A 23,811-nucleotide genomic window follows, 5' to 3' on the forward strand; every position below is an offset into this window, starting at 1 on the left:
TTCGTTATTTATTCAATAATTGCACCCATCGGCTCTAACACAAACTTTTCTATCGTATGACAAACGCCCTCTTCATTATTACTCAGTGAAGTATAATCAGCAATGTCCTTCAATGCTTGGACAGCATTGCCCATTGCAACGCCCAAGCCTGCCGTTTCAATCAGTTCAATATCATTGTGATTATCACCTATACCAATCGTTTCTGTACGGTCGATGCCAAGCTTGCTTGCTAAATGCAGCAAGGCACTCCCTTTATTCGCTTCTGGGTGTGTCACTTCAAGATAATTCACCGCAGATTTGGAGATATGTGCTCTCTCTCCAAATAATCCTTGCAGCTCGTCTTGTAAAGCATCCAGATCATCAGACTCTTCGATAAAGAGTGCTTTCGTAAAACCATTTTTCGCTAATTTACTGAAATCTGGTTCGACTTGATACGGAACCTTTGATTTTTTAGCATAAGCAATTAGCTTATCATTTTCTACCGTACCATAAAGAATATCATCTTGGTATACTTGCAAGTGAAGATTTTTCTCTTTCGCAATATCTACTAACTTTTGTGCAATATCAGCTGGAATCAGGCGTTCATAGATGACTTCATTACTCGCAATTTCCTTAATGATTGCCCCCTGGTAAGTAATAACTGGTACATTTATGCCCAGTTGCTGTGCAAATTGTTTCGCTGACGGGTACATACGCCCCGTCGCAATCGTGACAACAGTTCCTAATTCTACTGCTTTTTGAATCGCCTGAATCGTTCTAGGTGTAATCGTTAGTTCATCCGTGAGTAACGTGCCATCCAGGTCAATTGCTATTAATTTATACATAAAATTATATCCCCTTTACTTACATAGTATCTAGTTATCCTCGCATGTTATGGTGTGTACTGTCTAGTGAAAATACTTTTATCGACAAATTCGAGTTATAAAACTTCTTAATTGTACAAAAACTTCGCCCTTAATATGGTAAAATGAGAAACAACAACATATCTACTGGAAAAATAGTAATTTAGAAAGCTCTAACTACATCTAATAAAGGGAGGAGATGTAACCGGTGCAGATGCCTCCCTTTTGTTAAACCTGCTATATACATTTGATATGTGGTTACTATCGAATGAAGACGACCTCTTAGAAGACGCTGGTAGTCAAATAGAAATAGAATAAAGAGAACTTAGATTTGGAGAACCTAGCAGAGGTGATGGAAATTACAGTGTAAATATGCTATACTATAAAAAGTAAAGGAGTGTGGAAGACATGACCGTTAAGATGCCTGTAAAAGGGAACGACATAACTCAAGAAACGACTAGAAAAACTTCCCGACACAGTTTAAATGTGCCTCCAAGAAATCCAAATAAGCGACCAACAAACATCAATATGGAACGTTCTATCGGACGAATGAAAGCGGAAGACCGCGCTGTCATTCTAAGATCATTATAAGTGTAAAAGAGGGTGAGAAACATCACCTTCTTTTTTTTGGTTTAATTTATCAACATAAGCATATCCTATGCTTAACAGCAGAAAAGCCCAGTGATATACAATGATAGAAAAATCAATAACAAGTTCTCTCCCTTCATGAAACCCAAACAAACGTCCCTGCATTGCTAAAAACATAACATTCGCAGTCCAAAGGAAAATGAATACTGGCTACGACTACTTTCAAAAAAAATCTGACGCTAAATCATAATACAGCTCTCATTAGTTACTGTATAAGTTACAGCATGCACAAAGCGACTTCCCCTGTTCATTCGGAAAGTCGCTTTTTCCTATAACGTCACATGCTTCGGCTTTTTCCAAAACAGCGCAATAATTGTACCAATGATTAACACAATCGCCGCGAAATAGTACGGATAATTCAAGTTAACATCGAATAACACACCACCGATAATCGGGCCAAAAATATTACCAATACTTGTGAAAGTCGAGTTCATGCCACCGACAAAGCCTTGTTCATTACCCGCTATTTTCGATAAATACGATGTAATCGCCGGACGCATCAAATCAAATCCGATAAATAGGACAAATGTTGTCAATAAAATAGAGAAATAAGAACTGACATAAGTCATCAGTAAGACAAGTACAGCTGATATTCCTAAACTATAACGAATCAGATTGATTTCACCCATACGTCTCGATAAACGGTCAAACAGCAAAACTTGTGCAATCGCGCCGACAATTCCACTGCCCGTAATGACGATGGCAATATCTTTCGGCGTAAAACCAAATTTATGATCGACGAATAGGCTAAAAAGCGATTCAAACGCTGCCAAACCAAATGTTGATACAAATATTAAAATAAACGCGATGAAATACATAGGGATGAAAATGCGGCGAATCCCCGTCACTTGCCCCGGCGTTGGTACTTCTTCAGCCGCACGTTCAGGCTCTGTCAACAGTATAAATGACAAGATCGCTGCAAACACACCTAATACACCCGCAGAGTAAAAAGGGACACGCGTGCCAATCTCAGCTAAAAAACCGCCAATCCCCGGTCCAATTATGAAGCCCGTGCTAATCGCCGCAGACATATAGCCCAGTGCCTTTGACCTTGTAGTAGTCGTTGTAATATCTGCTATAAACGCTGTCACCGCCGGCATGATGAACGCCGCACTCACCCCGCCAAGCATACGCGAGACAAATAGCACTTCGACCGTTTTCCCAACACCAAATAAAAACTCTGAAAATCCAAAGATAAACAAACCAAGGACAATCATAATTTTCCGCCCATATTTATCTGCCCATCGACCTGCAAATGGTGAGAAGATAAGCTGGGTAATTGCAAATGCCGCCACCATATAGCCGACAACCGAACCAGAAATGCTCAGCTCGTTCATAATCGTTGGCAGCACAGGGATGACAAGTCCAATGCCAAGAAATGCAATAAATAAATTCATCAGTAAAATAGCCAAGACGCCTTTTTGATTGTTCATACAAATTTCTCCTCTAGCTGCTAGTGTTTGTCTATCATATTGTATATCCTTACATATTGAGCTTCACATTGTCTATTTATTGAAGCTATTTTTTTATTTGATTTAAAAAATCCTCCAATCTATTTACAGACTGGAGAATCCGTTTAATTACACTATGTTTTTCTTCCTCGAAGGAACCATATTAAATAAAATATTCAACGCAATCGCCGTTACACTTCCCGCGACGATGCCGTTGCTCGTTAAAATCTTGAGACCTGAAGGAAATTCTGCGAACAGCTCAGGTGCAACTGTTACACCTAGTCCGAGTCCAATTGAACAAGCAATAATCATGGAATTATCCTGAGAATCACCGATCACTTTACTTAACATTTTAATACCTTGGGAAACAACCATTCCAAACATGGCAAGCATCGCCCCGCCTAGAACAGCGACTGGAATAATGGTTGTCAGCGCAGCAATTTTAGGAACAAATCCCATTGTAATAAGCATGATACCCGTAATTAAAATGATTTTGCGTGATCTGACACCTGACATTTGCAGCAAGCCGACATTTTGCGAGAACGTTGTATAAGGAAAGGCATTGAAAATCCCACCGAGCAAGACGGCAATTCCTTCTGCACGATACCCTTTTTCAAGATCTTCCTTCTTAATATCTCGTTCACAAATATCGCCGAGTGCAAAGTACACACCTGTTGATTCGACCAATGAAACCATAGCGACTAAAATCATCGTCACGATGGCCGACCACTCGAACGTCGGTAGACCGAAGTAAAATGGCTCCACCATATGAATATATGATGCCTCCCAAACAGCTGTGAAATCTACCATCTCCATAAATGTCGCAGCGACCGTCCCTGCAACTAACCCTAGTAAAATGGAAATCGCACGCATGAAGCCCGTAGAAAATTTATAGACCAGAATGATAAATAGCAATGTTCCGAATGATAATGACACATTGGCCATCGAGCCGAAATCACTCGCTCCCTGTCCACCGCCCATATTATTAATCGCAACAGGAATCAATGTAATTCCAATAATCGTTACGACAGACCCCGTGACGACAGGAGGAAAAAAGCGCACAAGCATACCGAAAAATCGGCTAATGACAATAACGAACACTCCTGACACAATGATAGCCCCGTAAATCGCAGAAATTCCAAATTCGCCACCAATCGCAATCATCGGACCGACCGCTGTAAACGAACAGCCTAAAACGACCGGCAACCCAATGCCAAAGAAACGGTTATTCATAATTTGTAAAATCGTTGCAACTCCACACATTAAAATATCGATAGAGACAAGATACGTCAATTGAGTAGAGGTGAGGCCAAGTGCATCACCTACAATCAAGGGAACGAGGACTGCCCCCGCGTACATCGCTAACACATGCTGGAGACCTAATGCCGTGGCCTTAATGGGACTATTCACTGAAGATTATCCTCCTCAGCAAACGTCACTTGCCCGTTTTCAAGAGAAGCCACAATCGCCAATGACTCCACACGAATACCGCGTTTGCGTAGTAGATCTCCGCCCGGCTGGAAGCCCTTCTCGATAACAATGCCAACACCTGCCAGCTTTGAGCCTGCTTGCTCAACGATATCGAGTAAGCCCAGTGCTGCTTGTCCATTCGCAAGGAAATCGTCAATCAGTAAAACTGTATCTTCGCTTGTAATGAAATCCTTCGAAACAGAAATATCATTCGTTTCCTTCTTTGTAAATGAATGAACGCTTGCCGTATATAAATGGTCGATTAGAGTCAGTGACTTCCGTTTACGTGCAAAAACGACTGGAACGCCTAAAATTAGACCTGCCATCATAGATGGGGCAATACCAGACGATTCAATTGTTAAAATTTTAGTGATGCCTGCATCTTTGAATCGTGCTGCAAACTCCTCACCAATGGCTTGCATAAGTGGTGGGTCAATTTGATGATTCAAAAACGTATCCACTTTTAATACTTGATCCGATAATACTTTCCCATCTTGTACAATTTTGTCTTGTAGCAACTTCATGATATAATTCCTCCCTGTTGTTTTCACAGTCATTAGAGTAATGGTATAAAAAATAAGCCCTATGACCGTGCATCCATTCACACTACGAGTGGAGCAATGTCATTCGAGCTTATTTACCGAATGGGAAAGAACAGGAGTTAGACTCCCGTCAATCCGTTGCTGCCCATAGTCGATTTGTTTACGGCAAATCGGTAGAAACTCGCAGGCCATATCCCTGCTATTATATGAGTGAATATTATTAGAATGTGATTAGTATAGCATGTTTCAATGCTAGCAAAAATTAAAAAATGATTCCTTCAATTCAATAAATAAGCATGTGGGAATGAGTATGTTAGTATGAACAAGATAACTACATTTTGGAGGCCTTATTTTGACTACTCAACATACAACTAGAAAGTTAACATTCAAACGCAATACTTGGCTTCTACTAATAGGGGTTGTATTCATCGCAATGACCCTTCGCTCACCCTTAACAGTTGTAGGCCCTATTATTTCTTCTATCAGGGATAGCCTGGGAATTTCAAATGTCTTGGCAGGATTCTTAACAACGATTCCCTTGCTGGCTTTTGCCATTATTTCACCATTTGCACCGAAGCTAGCACGACGCTTCGGAATGGAGCTCACCCTATTCGGTTCACTTATTTTATTGACAGCTGGGATTATCATCCGCTCGCTAGGCACAATCCCCACTTTACTCATCGGAACGTTTCTACTTGGACTTGCCATCGCCTTTGGGAATGTACTATTGCCAAGTTTGATAAAACTGAGCTTTCCGTTACAAATCGGGCTGATGACGGGTATTTATTCGGTATCCATGAATCTATCAGCTTCTATTGCAGTCGGTGTCAGTGTGCCACTCGCTCAAACGACATTTGGTTGGCAAGGCGCATTAGGCATGTGGTCGATATTAGCATTCATCGCTTTGTTGGTTTGGCTACCGCAATTAAAAAATAAACGCTTAGCAGCTGCGCCCGAAGTAAGTGTGGCAAAGAAAACAATTCCTTTATGGCGCTCTCCTCTTGCCTGGAGTGTCACCTTGTTTATGGGCTTCCAATCTCTGCTCTTTTATACGACTTCGGCCTGGTTACCTGAAGTATTAAAAGCACAAGGCATTAGCGCAGATAACGCGGGCTGGCTTGTCTCTCTTTTACAATTTTCTCAGCTACCGATTACGTTCATTATTCCAATCATTGCCGGGAAAGTGAAAGATCAGCGCATGATTGTCGTAGGTGTTACCGCTTTGTATATCATTGGGTACGGTGGTGTGCTAGTAGGCATCACTTCTCTCACTGCATTATGGATGATTATGATTGGCTTGGCGGGCGGTGCGGCATTCGGGCTAGCGATGATGTTCTTCACATTGCGCACGCGAACACCACAAGAAGCCGCTAATTTGTCAGGCATGGCCCAGTCTTTTGGCTATGCACTCGCTGCTGTCGGACCTGTATTATTTGGCTTATTACATGACTTTACAGCTGGCTGGACAGTCCCTATGTTTATTCTCATCTTCGCTTCCGTGATTGTCTTGTTGTCGGGTATGTCTGCGGGAAAAAATGTATTTATTATTCCGGAGGAGAGGGAATAAAAGTACTTCTAGGCATACACAAAGGCATCTGGTTACGAAACAACTTAAAGTTGTTTCGAACTAGATGCCTTTTTCTATTGGATCCAGATAGTTAAATGCTGTCAACTCAATTTTTAGTGCTTTCCCTTTTTTCTATATCTATATAGTAGAATAACAGCTAAAAGAGTTATTACAGCAACCCCACCTATCCATATAGTCATAACTGAACTCGTATTCTGGTTATCAATAATACCGATATCGCTTTCACTACTAGGTTTCTCGGACGTTGATTTCAGAATATCCTCATAGAAAATCTGATTCTTAGTATTTCTATTTTGAACTTTCCCATCAGAAAACTGAATCATACCATTAGGTCCCCCTACAGGTATCAGAAACGTAGCAGAATCACTTTTTTCTGAAAATAATAGAAACTTCCCACCCTCATTTTGAAATTCATCAGCCCAGCCAACATCGAATCCATCAATACCGACAGTTATTTTGCTAGGTACCTCTCCCCTATACACATTTTCAACATTGAACGTGAATCCAGCAAAAATAAAATCACTAGGCACCGCTTTGCCCGTAAAGTCATATGTTCCACTGACTACAACTTCAGCGCGTTCACTAACTTCTTCGGGATCCATTTCAACCCAACTTGTAGCAGAAACATTTGTAACGACCATCATTGATAAAAAGATAGTTGCCGTGAACAACGCGCACAGTAATTTCCTCATTTTGGCACCTCCTTTAATAAATTAGACGGACATCAAATAAGAAGGTTACAAGTCGAGAAGGAATAGACAACAGGAAACAGGGCTATCCAGAAAGTCAGTTTCCACTAACTTTTTGGACAACCCTGGTTTCCACTCCTCAATAACCCTCTATTGGAAATTCATTGAACAACTGCGTAGTGTTACCATCATTTCGACACCTTTGGCTCATTAGACTGAACTAATTTTTATATTAGCTCAGCTTTTATTTATTTATTTATTATGGCTCAATAATTATTATTTATCTGTTCAAATTAATTAGTTACCCACCGCTCTTGATTTTCTGCAACGTATTTTCAACCGCTATTCATCTATTCCTCTTCCCAAAGCTGCATATACCTCTTTTGGGCGATGTTTAATACATAACTCAATCGATTATCTTCAACGGTTGCATAGCTTGTTCGTATTGCTTATGCCACTCTTGCCAGTCATCCACCCTGGAATGAATCGGCTTATTATCAAGCAATAACTCAATTACATTTAAACAAACATGCCACCCTGCCAAGTCTTTGATTGTTTGATCAGTAATCACACTAAAACTTTCTATAAAAATTAACAAACAACCCTCTTGCTCTGGCTGTAGCTCAAAACGAACGATGTCACCAAACCAATCAAATTCTAAAACCGAATGCACGGCGTACGCCAATATCTCAAGTTTTTCAAACTGGCCTTCTGACATATCAAACTGCATAAAGCCACCTTCACGAAGTTCTCCTACACGCAGCTCTTGAAACCACTTTTCCAATTTTGCATTATCCGTCAGCATCGCCCAAACTTCTTGCACGGAATGCTTAATATGACGTTCACTATAAGCAACGTAGCCTTGCTCATGCTGTTCAATAGTAGCAATCATGTTAGCCCTCCTATAATTGAACTTCCAAAACAATCGGACAATGATCACTGCCCATAATATGCGGATGAATAGTTGCATCTTTTAGTAAAGTTTCAAGTCGATTAGATACGATGAAATAATCAATCCGCCAGCCGATATTGCGCTCCCGTACTTTGTTCATATATGACCACCACGTGTAGGCATCCCCTTGAGTAGGATGGAAATGCCGGAACGTGTCGATAAAACCTTCTGCCAACAATGCCGTCATTTTACCCCGTTCTTCATCAGTAAAGCCTGAATTCCCAATATTCGATTTGACATTTCGAATATCAATCTCTTCATGAGCGACATTCAAATCACCACATAAGATGACCGGCTTATGCTGATCAAGCTTTTTCAAATATGCCCGCATATTCTCTTCCCACTCTAAGCGCAAAGGTAATCGCGCCAAGTCTCGTTGGGCGTTTGGTACGTAGACATTTACTAAGTAAAATTGCTCAAATTCTAATGTCAAAATCCGTCCTTCGTCTTCCGTGTCGGCATCACCTACGCCATATTTTACAGATAACGGTTGTTTTTTTGTAAACACAGCCGTCCCTGAATAGCCTTTTTTGATGGCATAATTCCAATACTGATAATAACCATCCAATTCCAAATCGATTTGCCCTTCCTGCAATTTTGTCTCCTGCACACAAAAAACATCCGCATTGACTTCATTAAAATAATCCAAAAAACCTTTACGTACGCAGGCTCGCAGGCCATTCACATTCCATGATATTAACTTCAATTTAGTTTGGCTCCTTCTCTTTCCACTAGCTACAGATTAACAAATAATTAGATGTCAGACAAATTATCTCGAAGAAAAAATAAAAATAGATTGTAAAAAGGGCTGCCTGTGATATATATTGGAACTTATGATTTTTTTAAGTACATTCAAAAATCGTAGCTTTAATTCAATGCATCATAAAAAATAGAAGAGGTGTAGAATGATGAAAACATATCTGTATCCTTTGTTGGTCATTATAGCCGCTAGTAGCTACGGTGTCGTTTCAACCATCATAAAATTGGCTATGAATAGTGGATTTTCAGCTGCTGAAGCCGTTACGAGTCAATTCTTTTTTGGTTTTTGTATCGCCGTTTGTCTTTTCATCCTGACAAACAGAACAAAATTAAGTTTTAAAGGCATTAAACCTCTTATCTTCGCCGGGGTTCTTACAGGCTTGACGAATATTGTCTACGGGCATTCTTTGAACTATTTACCAGCTTCTTTGGCTGTTGTTCTACTGTTTCAATTTACGTGGATAGGCGTAGTAATTTCTTGTCTATCAAAACGCCAATTTCCAAGCCGAATTGAATCAATTTCTTTACTCATATTGATTATTGGAACGATACCCGCCGCCGGTTTAATAGACGTTGATGTTTCCCAAATCCCTTTACAAGGATGGTTTTGGGGGCTGGCAGCAGCTCTTTGTTATTCCCTATTTTTATTTGCTAACGGTAGAGCGACTACCAATATGACGACTACGAATCGTTTAGTGCTAGTTTCTTTCTTTGCATTTATGATGTCTGTTGCTTTTCAATCTCCAGAAGTCATTTGGAATGGAACTTTATTTAACGAAGGGCTTTGGGTTTATGGTTTGCTATTAGGATTGTTTGGGATGATTATTCCCGTTTTTTTATTCACAATTGCAGTACCCAAAGTCGGATTGGGTATGTCCTCGATACTGAGTTCGATTGAATTACCAATTGCGGTAATGGTTTCAGTCATATTGTTAAGTGAAACTGTTTCTACACTACAAATTGTAGGTATCGTCATCATTATTCTTGGCATGAGCTTACCAATCCTGCTCAATCGAAACCGATTGTCAGCTAAAAAGAAAATCGCATAGCATTTCAATAAAAAAAGTAAAGAAATGCCTCATCCAGTAAATAAAATGGATGAGGTATTTTGTGTTTAGGATGGACTTTTGAGTTGAATAATATTTAAAATGCCAATTTAAAACATTGACAATTGAATATGAAAGCGTATACTAAACTTATGTTTGAATCGTAAACAAATATAATAAATTTTCTTACAACTAATGTAAACGCTTACCAGGAGGGGTTAACTTGAATTTCATTTTCTTACTAACAGGAGTTTTGTTTGTTTTCGGTATCGCCTTTTTAGTTAGCAATGATCGGAAAAGAATAAAATATAAACGTATTCTGATTATGCTAGCTGTACAAATACTATTGGTATACACCATGATGAATACAAATGTAGGGCTTATTGCGATTACCAAAGTGGGCTTGTTTTTTGAAAAGCTCCTAGCGATTGCCGATACAGGTGTTCAATTTGTATTTGGCGGCATGGTAAATGAAGGCGCCACAACATTTTTCTTTGTCGCATTATTACCTCTTGTTTTCATGGCAGTGTTAATCGGCATACTGAATTACATAAAAGTTCTACCGTTCATCATAAAATATTTGGGGTTATTGTTAAGTAAAGTAACAGGAATGGGTAAACTGGAAAGCTATTTTGCGGTGTCAACGTCTGTACTTGGGCAGCCAGAGGTATTCTTAACAATCTCCAAGCAAATTCCATTTCTTTCTCAGCAAAGACTGTACACCATTTGTACGTCAGCCATGAGTGCAATCAGTATGGCGATGGTAGGCGCTTATATGACGATGATTGAGCCGAAATTTGTTGTAACGGCTGTCGTGCTCAATATATTTAGTGCACTTATCGTTGCTAACATTATTAACCCATATGATGTAGACGAAAAAGAGGATTTAGTGCAAATTGAAGAGAATGAACGGGTCCCTTTCTTCCAAATGATTGGCGACAGTATCATGGATGGATTTAAAATTGTCATTGTCGTTGCTGCTATGCTATTAGGATTTATCGCCTTAATGGAATTGATTAACGTGATTTTCCAAAGCGTATTTCATATTTCCTTCCAAACAATTATTGGTCATATTTTTGCACCTATTGCCTTCTTGATGGGGGTTCCGTGGGCAGAGGCTGTACAAGCAGGTGGCATTATGGCTACAAAACTGATTACGAATGAATTTGTTGCGATGTTGAAATTTGGTACAATTTCAAGTGAGCTTTCCGACAAAACGATTGCCATTGTTTCCGTCTATTTAGTCAGCTTTGCAAACTTCGGAACGATAGGTATTGTGTCTGGCTCCATCAAATCAATTAGTGAAAAACAAGGTAATTACGTATCAAAATTTGCTTTGAAGCTGTTATTAGGGGCAACGCTCGCTTCTGTTATTTCAGGGACAATCATGGGGATGATTATTTAACATAGGCGCATCTAAAACGCCGGTAAGCAAAGGCTTGCCGGCATTATTATTATATTATAGTACTGTCCTATTTTTGATATATCTCAAGGAACTAGGTTGTACTTCATACTCTTATACCGTTCCTCTTTCAATCAACTTTACCGCTATTTCCTTATTTGATATATCCTTATTAATTGTCTGAAGAAAAAGGTTTTCACCCATTTCTACAACTGGTATTTCTATCGTAGTGATATTCATCATCTTTGCTATAGGTTGATTGTCAAAACCACAGATAGCCAGATCGTTTGGTATTGAAATTTGCTGCTGTTGACAGCAGATTACGATACCAGCTGCAACTTGATCACCTGTTACTAGCAATGCTGTGGGAGGTGTAGCCATATTTTTCACTTGTTCGATGATTTTTTCTCCATCCTCAAAATAGAAGCACTCTGCAATAATATATTCTGGGTTATAGGGTAAACTATATTTTTCATGAAACCTTCTATAAGCCAGCTCCCTATTAAAACTACTTGATCCCGAGCTTCTGCCAATACAATAGCCAATTTTCCTATGACCTTTCTGATACAAATACTCTAATGCATTTAAAAAAATCTCATAGTGATTAACAAAGGTAGAGGAAATCTTTTGCCCTTTCACGTCCTCAGATAATACAATCGAACCAAATTGCTGATGTTCCTCTATTAGTTGCATATCGCAAGTTCTTGAACAAATAATCAGCCCATCAATTTGCTTTTCTTTTAGCATTTGCAATGCTTCTATTTCTTTTCTTTCCATGTAATCGGTTTGAAATAAGACCAGATAATAATTGTTGGCCAATGCTTGCTTGGCGATTCCCTTCAATAACAAAGCAAAATAAGAATGATCGGAAAATGGGAGAACAACACCTATAAGCTTCGTTTTCCCTCTACTCAAATGAACAGCATTGATATTTCTGTTGTAATTAGTGACTTTTATGGCCTTTAATACAGCATTCCTTTTTTCCTCACTCACATAGGGATGATTATTTAACACCCGGGAAACAGTTGTTACTGACACCTCAGCTATCTTTGCCAAATCTTTAATATTTGTCATCTCTTTTTTCACCCCGCCCCAATAAAAAATTATTATGATTCGCACACTTTCATTAGGAATAACTTTAGTCTAAGTTATGAAACGCCTTCCATATCAATTTAAAGCTTATTTTTAAAAGTTTTAATTTTTTCGCTTGCTCTGAAATGGGTTTCATAAATTATACTTTCATTATAGCTAAAGAGGGGTTATTTAGGTGATAATCCTCTTTATAAAAAAGTTGATCTGCTATTGGCGTTACGGTTAGTCCGGCGTGACGATAGCAGATCAACTTTTTTCTTTGCACCGGTGGTCAGGCACCTAAGCCTTTAACTCTTCAGTAAACTCCCTGACGCAATATTGAACAAAAAGGGACTCGGTTCTCCTACACTATACAACTGCAAATGATGCATAGCTCGCGTACAAGCCGTATAGAACAATCTACGCAGGCTTTCATCGCTGTATACTTGTGCCGATGCGTCATAAATGATAACAGCGTCGAATTCAATTCCTTTCGCTAAATACGCCGGTATCACGACGACGCCCTGCTCGTATTCAATGGAACCACTTTTCACCAATTTAATTTCTTCCTGATTACTTAGGGCATCGTATGCCGTAGCGCTCTCAGCGGCCGATTTACATATAATCGCAACCGTATTGTACCCCTGCCTCTGCAAGTCTGAAATGTTGGTAGCAATACTGTGATGTAATTCGAGCCGATTAGACACTTGCGTCAGAATAGGCTTAGCGCCATCACGTTCAAAAGCTGTAATTTGTTCACCGTTAGGCACGAGTCCACGTGTAAATTCAACAATTGGTTTTGTCGATCTGTAGCTACGGGTCAAGGTGATTGCTTCCGTTTTGTCTGGTCCATATAAGCCAGTAAGTGTGTTGAAATCGGCTGCCTCGCTAGCATGCGCAAATATCGCCTGATTAAAGTCACCTAGCACAGTCATCTTTGCCGCTGGAAATAACCGCTTCAAAAACTCAAATTGGAAGGTAGAATAATCCTGTGCTTCATCTACCAGTACATGTTTGATGGAACTGTTCATCTGAAAACCTTGAATTAGCTCTTTCAACAGTAAAAATGGAGTAGCATCTTCATAAAACAACTTACCTTCATCAAGCATTTTTACGGACAACAGACAAATCTCTTTCCACTTCTCAGGCGTATCCCCCTCCATCCACGGCTTAATCTGCATCGAATCGGAGAAAAGCTGCTTGTATATCCCCTTCATGTCAATAAAGCGAAGCGCCTGAATCCGCTTGCGCAATGGTTTCAACTTCTTGCGAACAATTAATCGGCTAAGCACTTTAATCTCATCCTCATAATTGTCAAATTCCCCTTCCTTAAAGTTTCGTTTTTTCTTCAAGCGACTATGAACCCTTCGATAATCTTCATCACTAAGAAGCTCAATTTCTTCCTGCACCCATTGCTTAGTTAGTTCGCGTTTCTCTACTTCTTCAACTCGATCGTTCAGCCACTCTGTTAGCTTCTCAACCCTGTTATGAAAGCGAATCGAAGTCTCTTCACTATAAAAGTTTTCCGTCATTTGTTCAGCAGAGACGATCGATTTCCCCCTAAACTTAATTCCCCTAAAGATCATGCCGGATGATTCCAGCGACTGCCTGTATGATTGAATTGCCTCAAAAAAACGAGGCGACGCCTTGTATTGAATGCTCGCAACCCTAATTTCATAAGAAGGATCTTCCGAGGCGGTCAATACAAACTCTAATTGCTCATAAGCAGTCTCAACTTGAAATGCGTCACTTAGCCGATGATTCAAGTACTCCTGGAATGTGACCTGTTGCATATTCTCCTCTCCAAGCTCAGGCAACACCGTGGATACATAGCTGTTAAACATCGCGTTAGGCGAAAATAGTATGATTTGATCGGCCTTCAGTCTATCCCGATACTTGTAAAGTAAATAAGCTATCCGTTGAAGAGCAGCTGATGTTTTGCCACTGCCAGCTACTCCTTGAACAATAAGTAGACGCCCCTGGTCGTGCCGGATAATTCGATTTTGCTCCTGTTGAATGGTAGCCACTATGCTGTTCAAATGCTTGTCTGTGCCTTTGCCGAGTACTTGTTGTAAAATCTCATCCCCGATGGTGAGGCTCGTGTCGAACATAGATTCAATCATGCCGCCACTGATCATATATTGCCACTTCTTCTCCAACACCCCGTGGATCACTCCTCCAGGCGTCGTGTATTCAACCTGACCCGGCCCGTAATCATAGTAGACGCTCGAGATAGGCGCACGCCAGTCATAGATGAGGAAGTCCTCTCCGCTTTCATCCATGAGCGTTGAGACACCAATGTAAATGCGTTCCACGGTAGAAGTACCTTCTTCAAGCACATCGATCCGCCCAAAATAAGGTACCTGCTGCATGCGACGTAGCTCTGATAAGCGCTTGGAAGCTTGCCTGTGAGTACTTTCATTTACGGCTAACGTTTGACTCTGTTGCCTCAATCCAATAATCGTTTCCAGATAATCATCGAAAGTATCTGTATTCACCTTAACGTCATCCCAAAAATGTTTTCGGAAGTCAACCACTTCTTTACGACGACGCCCCGTTTCATCCTCCAGCTTGCCTATCTGCTCCGTGATGATTTCCATGACGCCGTCGACTCGCTCTTGTTCTTTTCTAATTTCCATATTCATACAAAACACTCCTTTAATAATATAAGGGTTGACTAAAAAGATTTCATAGTATATAATATAATTAGGTTAATTATATACTAATGCATTATAGTAGAGTTTCTATATTAATTTACCATAGTTTTTCATCTTTATCAATGTATTTCACGCAAACAAAAAGAAATCCTCGTTCTTCAATTGAAGAACGAGGATTTCTTTTTGTTTCACTTTTTATTTAATGCTACTGCGATTTGCGCGCCGATTACAGCATTATTTTTCACTAAAGCAATATTAGCGTCCAAGCTCGTACCATCTGTCAATTCCTTCACTTTACCAAGCATAAATGGTGTTACATCCTTACCAGCAATGCCGTTTGCATTCGCTTCGTCTAGTGCTGTTTTAATAATGCCATTGATGAAGCTTTCTTCCATTGCATCTGCTTCTGGAATTGGGTTGGCAATTACAGCGCCACCTTGTAAGCCAAGATCCCATTTCGCACGTAGCATACTCGCAACTGTTTCAGCATCATCTGCACGTAAATTCAATTCAAATTCACTTGATGGCGTATAGAATGCTGGCATTCTATCTGTTCCATAGCCGACAACCGGCACACCTTTTGTTTCCAAGTATTCAAGCGTAAGTCCGATATCGAGAATTGATTTTGCACCCGCACAGACGACTGCAACATTTGTTTGTGCAAGCTCGTCAAGGTCAGCAGAAATATCCATCGTTGTTTCTGCACCACGGTGAACACCACCGATACCGCCTGTTACGAAAATATCGATGCCTGCAAGTTCAGCAATGATCATCGTAGCCGCAACCGTTGTTGCACCCAATTGTTTCGTAGCGACTATAGAGCCTATGTCACGGCGCGAAACTTTTGCGACACCCTGGCTATTGCCAAAAACCTCAAGTTCTTCATCCGAAAGACCGATTTTAATTTTCCCGTCGATGATAGCTGTCGTTGCAGGTACTGCACCATTGTCACGAATAATTTGTTCCACTTCACGCGCTGTTTTAACGTTTTGTGGGTATGGCATACCGTGTGAAATGATTGTCGATTCAAGTGCGACAACCGGCTTCCCTTGTGCCATTGCTTCCTGTACTTCTGCTGAGTAAGATAGATATTTTTCCATTAGTATTCCTCCAATTCGATTGTGAGCTGCTCTTTTGTTAATTCTGGTCGTACTGTATAGGATGATTCAAGTGTTTTGGCAGCATTGACTAGCCCGCAACGTATTGCTTCTGCCGTGTCCATGCCCTCCAAATGTCCATGTAAGACACCTGACACAAATGCATCACCTGCTCCAGTAACATCTTCCACTGATACACCATTCATTGCTGCATAACGTTTGACTTCCCCGCCACGTTTTCCTGCCATAACACCCTTCGAACCAGCTGTTACGACAACGTTCTCAGCACCTGCTTCGAACAATTTTTGCACAGCACTTTCCCAATCTGTATCATTCTGAATGGACTGCCCTGTGTAGGTTTCAGCTTCATCCTGATTACAGATAAACCAAGTAACACCTTCCAAGTTATCCGGCATCCGCGTCATTTTCGGCGAGGATACAGGTACAATCACTAAGCCTGTACCATGTAAGATTGCACGACTTTTCACAAATTCAACCGTTTCTTTCGGACAATTCAAATCCATTACTGCTAATGCTGCATTAGCAATCAATCGATCATTACTTTCGATATAATCCACCGACAACGCTTCATAGACATCCATATTCGCCATCGCAACAACCAATTCGCCATCTGTACTAAGTACCGCGGAATAAGATCCTGTAGAATGGCCTGGCAGTAACCCAACCGCCTTTACATCCATATAGTCTCCAGATTCTTGTTCAATCAATTGCCAATCCGCATCATTACCTGCAACCGTCAATAATCGAACAGAATGATTGAGGCGCCCAAGATTATCTGCAATATTACGCGCAACTCCTCCTACTGCTACAGACATCGCAGTAGGATTCGACGTACCTAATTGTGTAGCGTCCTTCAAATGAAACTTCCGATCGACGTTCGCTCCGCCGATACAAACTACTTCATTATCTTCAGCTAAAATATAAGCACGCCCTGTGATAACGCCACGTTTCGTCAATCCAGATATAAGATTGGCTAGGGCAGGCCGTGACATCTCCAACTGATCCGCCATGTCCTGCTGGGTCAAAAATGGATTTTTTCGCAGAAGCATAACAATCGCCGCTTCCTTGTCATTCAATACCACCACCCCTTTCTCAATTACGCCTCGGCGTAATTGCGTCCAAATTTTGAATTGTACCCGCAGGATGCGGGTATGCAGTGGGGAAGGATTGAATTACATCCTTCCTTGTTGCGACAGGAAGTCGCAAACTTAGACTGCCTTCCTTTCAAAATTTGTGACATCCGCCGGAGGCTCAGATTGATTCAGCAGGGGATTTCTGCTGAATCAATCTGAACTCTTGTTTACATTATAAACAATTGTTTAGTTTTATGCAAGAAGAAAAATTATTAATTTTAATTTAGACTGTTAAATATCATTTAAATAGTATGTGTAAATCACTTTAGTTATATGCCTGTTGTCAATTGCACCAGCTTTTTCAGCTGTATTTTATTCACCAACTTTCTGACAATATCTCTATTTTCAATAAAATAATTTTCACGATACGAACCCCGGCTTTCTTTTAATTCCCCATTTACAGACTACCAAACAAAAAATCCTCGCTATCTGTTCTTCACATTAAGCAATATTGAATGAACAAAAGCGCAAGCGCCTGTTCAGCCCCGACAAGCGCTGGAGGGCTTGAAAGTAAAGGCGCCCTTTACTTTACTAGCAAGACCGAAGCGACTCGAGGGGCTAGGCGTTGGAGCCTAGACGAGAAATAACCCTATTCCGACTTATCCACAGTACGAGAATTTTATTATTTCCTAAGCTATTAAAAAACGACTGTCAGGACTTTTGTCCGTTCAGTCGTTGTTCTTCTTTCTTCAGTGACAGTGTCCGCTTTTCTCCACTTGTCATTCTGCGTTGCTGCGTCTGCCTACGATAGTCATCCATAATCGCATATAAGTTCACTAAGTCCATCATTCATATCCCCCATTCTTCAACTTCCACATAGCTTATGTACCGAAAATGGAAAGGATACTCTTTATAAAAATGAACTATTGTTCTGAAAATACAAATAATTATCTCATTGCTTACATAAACGTGATTGTATAAGCATTTCCGTTTGTTCACTCAATAAAACTAATTTCATCGAGAAGGACTCACCAATTCGTTAACTAGTCGTAATAGCTCCCGCAACATCATACAATTCCAGATCAATATCAACCCGTTCGCCTAACGCAAGTTGTGCCAGCTGCTGTCCTAGGAATGGTCCAACCGTTAAACCAGAAGCCCCCAGCCCATTCGCAAGTAGCAAACCTTGCACTCCTGGTACTTCCCCAATAATCGGTAGAAATCCAGGTGTAAATGGACGATAGCCAACACGCGCTTCAGTAAAAGTAGCATCGGCTAAGCCAGGTGCTACTGCCAGTGCTTTATCCAACACTTCACGCAAGCCACCTGCCGTTACGCGCTGATCAAATTGAACATCATCTTCATGTGTGGCTCCAATAACAACTTCCCCCTCGTCAAACGCCAGAATATATTGATCCGTCGGCGGCATAACAACTGGCCATTCATCAGTTTGCGTATAATCCAGTTGCAGATGGACAATTTGTGCCTTTTGGCCATTCACTTGTAGCTGAATTCCGAGTGGCGCTAGTAATTCAGCTGCCCACGCACCCGCTGTTACTAAGACTGAATCTGCACTAAACGACTGATTGCCTACTTGAACACCCATCACACGATTATTTGTGGCTATAAGCGTGCCGGAGCCATTAATAAATTTTGCTCCATGTTTTTTAGCTGCTCGATTAAGCGCATCACGCAAGGCACGTCCATTCACACGCGCCGCGCCACTTACGTGGACAGACGCATAATCTGGTAATAGCGGAGGGAATAAAGATGATGTATCCACCGCATTCAATTGACGAATATCACCGATTTCAGGTGCATCCTCTCGTCTCGCCATCGCACGTTCAACCATTTTATCGAGTTTAACTGTATCCGTCTGCAAGCTAACAGCACCAACCGATCGATATCCTGTGTCAGTTTCCCCATCCTCTTCAAGCTGCCTAATAAGTGATTTATAATACGCTGCACCACCCTTGGCAAGGGCATACCACGCTTTATTTCTCCGTTGGGACAACCATGGACAAATAATTCCAGCCGCCGCATCCGTTGCCTGCCCTGCGTCTTTGCGGTCAACAACGGTTACATCCGCACCCGCTTTTGCCAAATGATATGCCGTCGACGCACCTAAAATGCCAGCACCGATAATAATATATTTACTCATCATAAACACCTTTTTTCTATAAAATCTTTCCTTATTATATCAGTTCCCAAGTAAGCATTGCATTCATAGAACCAGATGATGAATTCGGCAAACTGAACTACCTTTTCTACAAACTCGATTTTCCTAACTATCCTCTCCAACAAAAAAGACATAACCCATTGTCAACTACACAACAAGTCATGCCTTTTCCTATCATACGGATAATAGAGCCGCGTCACTATTTAGTTTCTCACCGCGAATACGTTGGAATTCAGCCATTAGCTTTTCAATCGTCAGCTTCTTCTTTTCTTCAGCCTCGACTTCTAAAATGATTTGGCCCTTATCCATCATAATGAGCCGGTTACCCAAATCCATGGCCTGCTGCATATTATGCGTAACCATTAGCGTCGTCAATTGATCCTTGTCAACGAGTTGCTTTGTTAAATCCGTAATCAATGCCGCTCTTGATGGATCAAGGGCAGCTGTATGTTCATCAAGCAGTAAAATAGACGGTTGCGTAAATGTTGCCATGAGCAAAGAAAGTGCTTGACGTTCTCCACCTGACAGCATACCGACTTTCGCATTCATTCGATTTTCTAAATTCAAGTGCAACGTTTCAAGAGATGTGCGGAAATACTCTCGACGCTTCTTATCGACACCTTTGCGTAATCCACGCTTTTTATTGCGAGAATAGGCCATTGCCAAGTTTTCTTCAATGGTCATCGCCGGAGCAGTCCCCGCCATCGGATCCTGAAAGACCCGTCCAATCTTGATAGATCGCTTATATTCTGGCAGTTTCACAACGTCTTCTCCGTCGATTTCAATAGTACCAAAATCCGGTGTCAGCGCTCCTGAAATCATATTCATCATCGTCGATTTGCCTGCACCGTTACTGCCAATGACAGTCACAAAATCGCCAGGTTTCAAATGTAAATTGATTTGATCGAGTGCAATTTTTTCATCAGGCGTTGCCTCATTGAATACTTTATTGATTTGTTGGAGTTTCAACAATTAAATCGCCCTCCTTCTGCAGCTTAGGATATTAACTCGCTATTCGCGCGGCATGTCGCCTTGCTTTTCTGTTTTTCTCACGTTTCTTTTCAATGAATTGCGGTACGATCAAGGCAAGAACGACAATTACCGCAGTAATCAATTTCATATCTCCCGTATCGAGAAAATCAAATCGAAGTGCAAGACCTAATACAATTCTATAAATAATTGCACCCGCAACAACTGCTATCGTTGTGCGCATAATTGTTTTTGTACCAAAAATGGCTTCCCCAATAATAACGGAAGCTAATCCGATAATAATCATCCCAATCCCCATACCAATATCCGAAAACTTCGAGTACTGGGCAATTAAAGCGCCGGAAAAAGCCACCAGACCATTAGATAGACCTAGTCCAAGGATGACAAGTGTATCTGTATTCGCTGAAAAACTTCGAATCATTTTTTTGTTGTTACCCGTTGCGCGTATAGCAAGACCAATTTCCGTTTGTAAAAACCAATCGACCACAAATTTAATGAGTAAAGTTACAACTAGCATTAAAAAAAATGTTCCCCACGTAGAAGGCAAGTATTGAACGCCCAACATGCTAAAAAACTGATTAATTGCATCGTCAATACCAAGCGTACTCCAAAATGCATTAAACTTACTAAATAGCGTTTCCGCATTTAATAAAGGAATATTAGGACGTCCAACCGAACTTTCCGATGTCAAACCCATAATTCTTAAGTTAATTGAGTACAAGGCAATCATCATCAATATTCCAGCTAACAGTGGATTAATTTTACCTTTTGTATGTAAAAGACCCGTTATACAACCTGCAACAAAACCAATCACAATTGCAACTGCTGTGGCAAGTAGCGGGTGATAGCCAAAGAAAATCATTGTGGCCGCAACTGCCGCTCCTGTTACAAAACTTCCATCCACCGTTAAGTCCGGAAAATCCAACACTCGGAATGTAATATACACTCCGAGTGCCATTATTGCATAGATGATTCCTAGTTCAACTGAGCCAAAAACAGCTGCAAACATACAAAATCATCTCCTATTTATTCAGTAAATTCTGCGTTCCATTCATCTTTAATATCAAGACCCAGTACATCAGCTGTTGCTTGATTCATCACAAATCTCAAATTTTGTGGTATTTGAACAGGTAGATCAGCTGGCTTGCTTTCACCTGTTAAGATTTTAACAGCCATTTGACCTGCTTCATAACCGATATCGTAATATTCAAATCCATATGCACCTAAACCGCCACGTTTTACAGAGTCGAATTCACCGACTAACAGTGGAATCTTATTGGCATTTGCGACATCTACAACCGATTCAAGTGCTGATACGACTGTATTATCCGTAATGATGTAGAATGCATCCACTTTACCAATCAGTGATTCAGTAGCTTGCTTCACATCCGCGGACGTTGCAACAGATGCTTCCACAACATTCATATCCATCTCTTCTAGAATCGCTTTCACTGCATCTACCTGAGAACGTGAGTTTTGTTCTCCTGAATTGAAGACCATCCCAACATTTTTTGCACCTAACTCTTCTTTGATGAACTTCATTGTTGCTGGAATCGCTTCAGGATGATTATCAATCGTACCTGTTACATTGCCTCCTGGGCTTTCCATTGATGCAACTAATTCAGCACTTACTGCATCCGTAACCGATGTAAAAACAATTGGTATTTCTTGTGTCACAGCCAAAACTGCTTGCGCACTTGGCGTAGAATTTGCGAAAATTAGGTCGACACCAGAACCAACAAGGTTATTGGCAATCGTATTATTGACACTATTGTCATTTTGTGCATTTTGCACATCATATTCCACATCTAAACCGGCATCTTCCAATGCCTTTTTAAAACCGTCATATGCTGCATTTAAAGAAGGATGTTCAACAATTTGTGTCACGCCGACTTTATATTTTTCAGTTGCTGTCCCTTTATTATCATCATTTGGTGCATCGGCTGCTTTATCTGTTCCGCCACCGCCACATGCAGCAAGGATGAATACGACACTCAATAGTGCCACTGCACTTTTTAACCAACTACTCTTCATGCCATTTTCCCCCTTTTTTCTTTATTGCTCGCTTTATCTCTAGTTATTTTGCAGCAATAATTATCCGTAATAGTACACTGTTCACCTATACTAGTCAACCACTATTTAAAATGTTTAGAAAATTAAAGCGCTTACATTTTCTATTTTATCACACATCTATAACTATCCATTCTAACGTATAATTATAGATGTGCAATAAAAAACGACTAGCCTCTTTCATAGTGAGGCTAGTCGCTTTGGTTAGTCATCTTTCTGCTTACGATACAATTTTTTGATATCTATTTAGTAAAACATCTAAGTCTTGGCTGTGTGCAACAACTTCCGGATGGGTAAAGCCAAATTGTTCGGCCATCACATACATCATTTTTCTTTTATGATGTATTCGCATTGACAATACTTTTTTCTTCAAATCGATTTTCACAACTCTTCCTCCATATACTTTATTCGACTTCAATCTAGTTGTGAGTCCTTTTTGTTCAGAAGCAACTTGCTTATCGTACAACAACTAAGTTGCAAAAGTTGTCGATTATTGGAAGGGAATTGATTTGTCACAAATTTGTCGTAATTAGCTCATTTATTCGGGAATAAGGAGTGAAAAATGTTGACTTCTCACAAATACCTCCTTGCAATTCCAATGTTTAGGTTGCACTTTTAATGCGCATCTGGAAAAACTCTTCTTACCATATCCGAAAACTCCTCGAAAAACCCCTCTACTGGTTCCCCTGCTCTTATTTTATTTCCATAATCGGTTGTTTGTTGAACAAAATCTGGATTCATCGACACGTAGACATTGTTAAAATCCTTGTTAGCAGCTCTAACTTCCTCAGCAATTTTGTCCTCGATTTGTTTTGTCCCTTCTACCCCTTCATGTAAGACAACTGCGACATAAGCGTTATGGTCTGTAACAATGACGTTTGCACTTTCTACTTCTTCCATTTTCACAATATGATCTGCAGCTTCATCCGCCACCTCTAGTCGATTTCCTTCCTTATTGACAACGTCATCGTTTGTAGTCATATCCGATTCTGTTTGGTCCGTCACCTTATCTTCCACTTTGTCGCCTGCAGCATTATCTTTTGTTTTATTCATACCACAACCCATTAACGACACAATAAGGAACAAGGCTGCAGCAATGATTGAAATTTTTTTCAACAGATAACCTCCTCTATTTTATTTTCATATATAGAATGGACGATTTTCATTTTTTTATGCAAATCAAAGAATGTGATTTAAATCACAAACTAGTTCGGAATGTTCTGATAAAGTTCTAATCATCTAAAAAAGCAGATGGAGTGATTGT

Annotated in this window: 22 protein-coding genes and 1 riboswitch; of the genes, 3 read left to right on the forward strand and 19 right to left on the reverse strand. The window is 40.4% G+C overall.

What is annotated here, in order from left to right; genetic code table 11:
• Window positions 1-8: 8 nt before the first annotated feature.
• From N1I80_RS15190 to N1I80_RS15210, 5 genes are all read right to left on the reverse strand, one after another.
• Window positions 9-824: a Cof-type HAD-IIB family hydrolase gene (locus N1I80_RS15190; RefSeq protein WP_340738697.1), complete on the reverse strand. Its 816-nt coding sequence runs from the start codon at window positions 822-824 to the stop codon at window positions 9-11.
• Between the two features lie 603 nt (window positions 825-1,427).
• Complete coding sequence (locus N1I80_RS15195; protein ID WP_340738698.1) at window positions 1,428-1,607, reverse strand: hypothetical protein; 180 nt, start codon at window positions 1,605-1,607, stop codon at window positions 1,428-1,430.
• A 152-nt stretch (window positions 1,608-1,759) separates the two neighbouring features.
• Complete coding sequence (norA, locus tag N1I80_RS15200; protein WP_340738699.1) at window positions 1,760-2,923, reverse strand: multidrug efflux MFS transporter NorA; 1,164 nt, start codon at window positions 2,921-2,923, stop codon at window positions 1,760-1,762.
• Between the two features lie 147 nt (window positions 2,924-3,070).
• Window positions 3,071-4,339 carry a nucleobase:cation symporter-2 family protein gene (locus N1I80_RS15205; protein ID WP_340740057.1) on the reverse strand — a complete coding sequence of 423 codons (1,269 nt, stop codon included), beginning with the start codon at window positions 4,337-4,339 and terminating at the stop codon, window positions 3,071-3,073.
• An 8-nt stretch (window positions 4,340-4,347) separates the two neighbouring features.
• On the reverse strand, window positions 4,348-4,935 hold the full coding sequence (locus N1I80_RS15210; protein WP_340738700.1) for a xanthine phosphoribosyltransferase: 588 nt from the start codon (window positions 4,933-4,935) through the stop codon (window positions 4,348-4,350).
• A 146-nt stretch (window positions 4,936-5,081) separates the two neighbouring features.
• A riboswitch (purine riboswitch) is annotated at window positions 5,082-5,183 on the reverse strand.
• Between the two features lie 119 nt (window positions 5,184-5,302).
• Between N1I80_RS15210 and N1I80_RS15215 the strand changes: the two genes are divergently transcribed.
• Window positions 5,303-6,520 (forward strand): CynX/NimT family MFS transporter, encoded by a 1,218-nt coding sequence (locus N1I80_RS15215; protein ID WP_445683710.1) that lies wholly within the window; start codon window positions 5,303-5,305, stop codon window positions 6,518-6,520.
• A gap of 113 nt (window positions 6,521-6,633) precedes the next feature.
• Here the strand turns inward: N1I80_RS15215 and N1I80_RS15220 are convergent, their stop codons facing one another.
• From N1I80_RS15220 to N1I80_RS15230, 3 genes are all read right to left on the reverse strand, one after another.
• Window positions 6,634-7,233 carry a hypothetical protein gene (locus N1I80_RS15220; protein WP_340738702.1) on the reverse strand — a complete coding sequence of 200 codons (600 nt, stop codon included), beginning with the start codon at window positions 7,231-7,233 and terminating at the stop codon, window positions 6,634-6,636.
• A gap of 403 nt (window positions 7,234-7,636) precedes the next feature.
• A complete protein-coding gene (locus N1I80_RS15225; protein ID WP_340738703.1) occupies window positions 7,637-8,122 on the reverse strand; it encodes an SRPBCC family protein in 486 nt (161 codons plus the stop codon).
• A 10-nt stretch (window positions 8,123-8,132) separates the two neighbouring features.
• Window positions 8,133-8,888, reverse strand: coding sequence for an exodeoxyribonuclease III (locus N1I80_RS15230; RefSeq protein WP_340738704.1), 756 nt, complete (start codon window positions 8,886-8,888; stop codon window positions 8,133-8,135).
• Between the two features lie 199 nt (window positions 8,889-9,087).
• On the opposite strand from N1I80_RS15230, the gene N1I80_RS15235 reads away from it, so the two are divergent.
• Both N1I80_RS15235 and N1I80_RS15240 read left to right on the forward strand, forming a co-directional pair.
• A complete protein-coding gene (locus N1I80_RS15235) occupies window positions 9,088-9,990 on the forward strand; it encodes an EamA family transporter (RefSeq protein WP_340738705.1) in 903 nt (300 codons plus the stop codon).
• Window positions 9,991-10,210: 220 nt separating this feature from the next.
• The gene (locus N1I80_RS15240; RefSeq protein WP_340738706.1) at window positions 10,211-11,392 is read left to right on the forward strand and encodes a NupC/NupG family nucleoside CNT transporter; all 1,182 of its coding nucleotides are present in this window, start codon (window positions 10,211-10,213) and stop codon (window positions 11,390-11,392) included.
• Window positions 11,393-11,503: 111 nt separating this feature from the next.
• Here the strand turns inward: N1I80_RS15240 and N1I80_RS15245 are convergent, their stop codons facing one another.
• The 11 genes from N1I80_RS15245 to N1I80_RS15295 form a co-directional block, all read right to left on the reverse strand.
• On the reverse strand, window positions 11,504-12,463 hold the full coding sequence (locus N1I80_RS15245) for a LacI family DNA-binding transcriptional regulator (RefSeq protein WP_340738707.1): 960 nt from the start codon (window positions 12,461-12,463) through the stop codon (window positions 11,504-11,506).
• Window positions 12,464-12,768: 305 nt separating this feature from the next.
• Window positions 12,769-15,105 (reverse strand): RNA polymerase recycling motor HelD, encoded by a 2,337-nt coding sequence (gene helD, locus N1I80_RS15250; RefSeq protein WP_340738708.1) that lies wholly within the window; start codon window positions 15,103-15,105, stop codon window positions 12,769-12,771.
• 200 nt (window positions 15,106-15,305) lie between these two features.
• On the reverse strand, window positions 15,306-16,217 hold the full coding sequence (locus N1I80_RS15255; protein ID WP_340738709.1) for a pseudouridine-5'-phosphate glycosidase: 912 nt from the start codon (window positions 16,215-16,217) through the stop codon (window positions 15,306-15,308).
• Window positions 16,217-17,311 (reverse strand): PfkB family carbohydrate kinase, encoded by a 1,095-nt coding sequence (locus N1I80_RS15260; protein ID WP_340738710.1) that lies wholly within the window; start codon window positions 17,309-17,311, stop codon window positions 16,217-16,219. The genes N1I80_RS15255 and N1I80_RS15260 overlap by 1 nt, the downstream gene beginning before the upstream one ends.
• 708 nt (window positions 17,312-18,019) lie before the next feature.
• On the reverse strand, window positions 18,020-18,157 hold the full coding sequence (locus N1I80_RS15265) for a hypothetical protein (protein ID WP_340738711.1): 138 nt from the start codon (window positions 18,155-18,157) through the stop codon (window positions 18,020-18,022).
• A 190-nt stretch (window positions 18,158-18,347) separates the two neighbouring features.
• Window positions 18,348-19,469, reverse strand: a complete 1,122-nt coding sequence (locus N1I80_RS15270; RefSeq protein ID WP_340738712.1) for an NAD(P)/FAD-dependent oxidoreductase — start codon at window positions 19,467-19,469, stop codon at window positions 18,348-18,350.
• A gap of 192 nt (window positions 19,470-19,661) precedes the next feature.
• Window positions 19,662-20,459, reverse strand: a complete 798-nt coding sequence (locus N1I80_RS15275; protein ID WP_340738713.1) for an ABC transporter ATP-binding protein — start codon at window positions 20,457-20,459, stop codon at window positions 19,662-19,664.
• Between the two features lie 31 nt (window positions 20,460-20,490).
• Entirely contained in the window at window positions 20,491-21,486 is a 996-nt protein-coding gene (locus tag N1I80_RS15280; protein ID WP_340738714.1) for an ABC transporter permease, read from the reverse strand.
• 17 nt (window positions 21,487-21,503) lie between these two features.
• Window positions 21,504-22,511 (reverse strand): ABC transporter substrate-binding protein, encoded by a 1,008-nt coding sequence (locus N1I80_RS15285; RefSeq protein ID WP_340738715.1) that lies wholly within the window; start codon window positions 22,509-22,511, stop codon window positions 21,504-21,506.
• 256 nt (window positions 22,512-22,767) lie between these two features.
• Window positions 22,768-22,932: an aspartyl-phosphate phosphatase Spo0E family protein gene (locus tag N1I80_RS15290; RefSeq protein WP_340738716.1), complete on the reverse strand. Its 165-nt coding sequence runs from the start codon at window positions 22,930-22,932 to the stop codon at window positions 22,768-22,770.
• A 230-nt stretch (window positions 22,933-23,162) separates the two neighbouring features.
• Window positions 23,163-23,663, reverse strand: coding sequence for a YhcN/YlaJ family sporulation lipoprotein (locus N1I80_RS15295; RefSeq protein WP_340738717.1), 501 nt, complete (start codon window positions 23,661-23,663; stop codon window positions 23,163-23,165).
• Window positions 23,664-23,811 lie beyond the last annotated feature (148 nt).

It is taken from the genome of Sporosarcina sp. FSL K6-3457 (genome assembly GCF_038007285.1).
Classification (GTDB): Bacteria; Bacillota; Bacilli; order Bacillales_A; family Planococcaceae; genus Sporosarcina.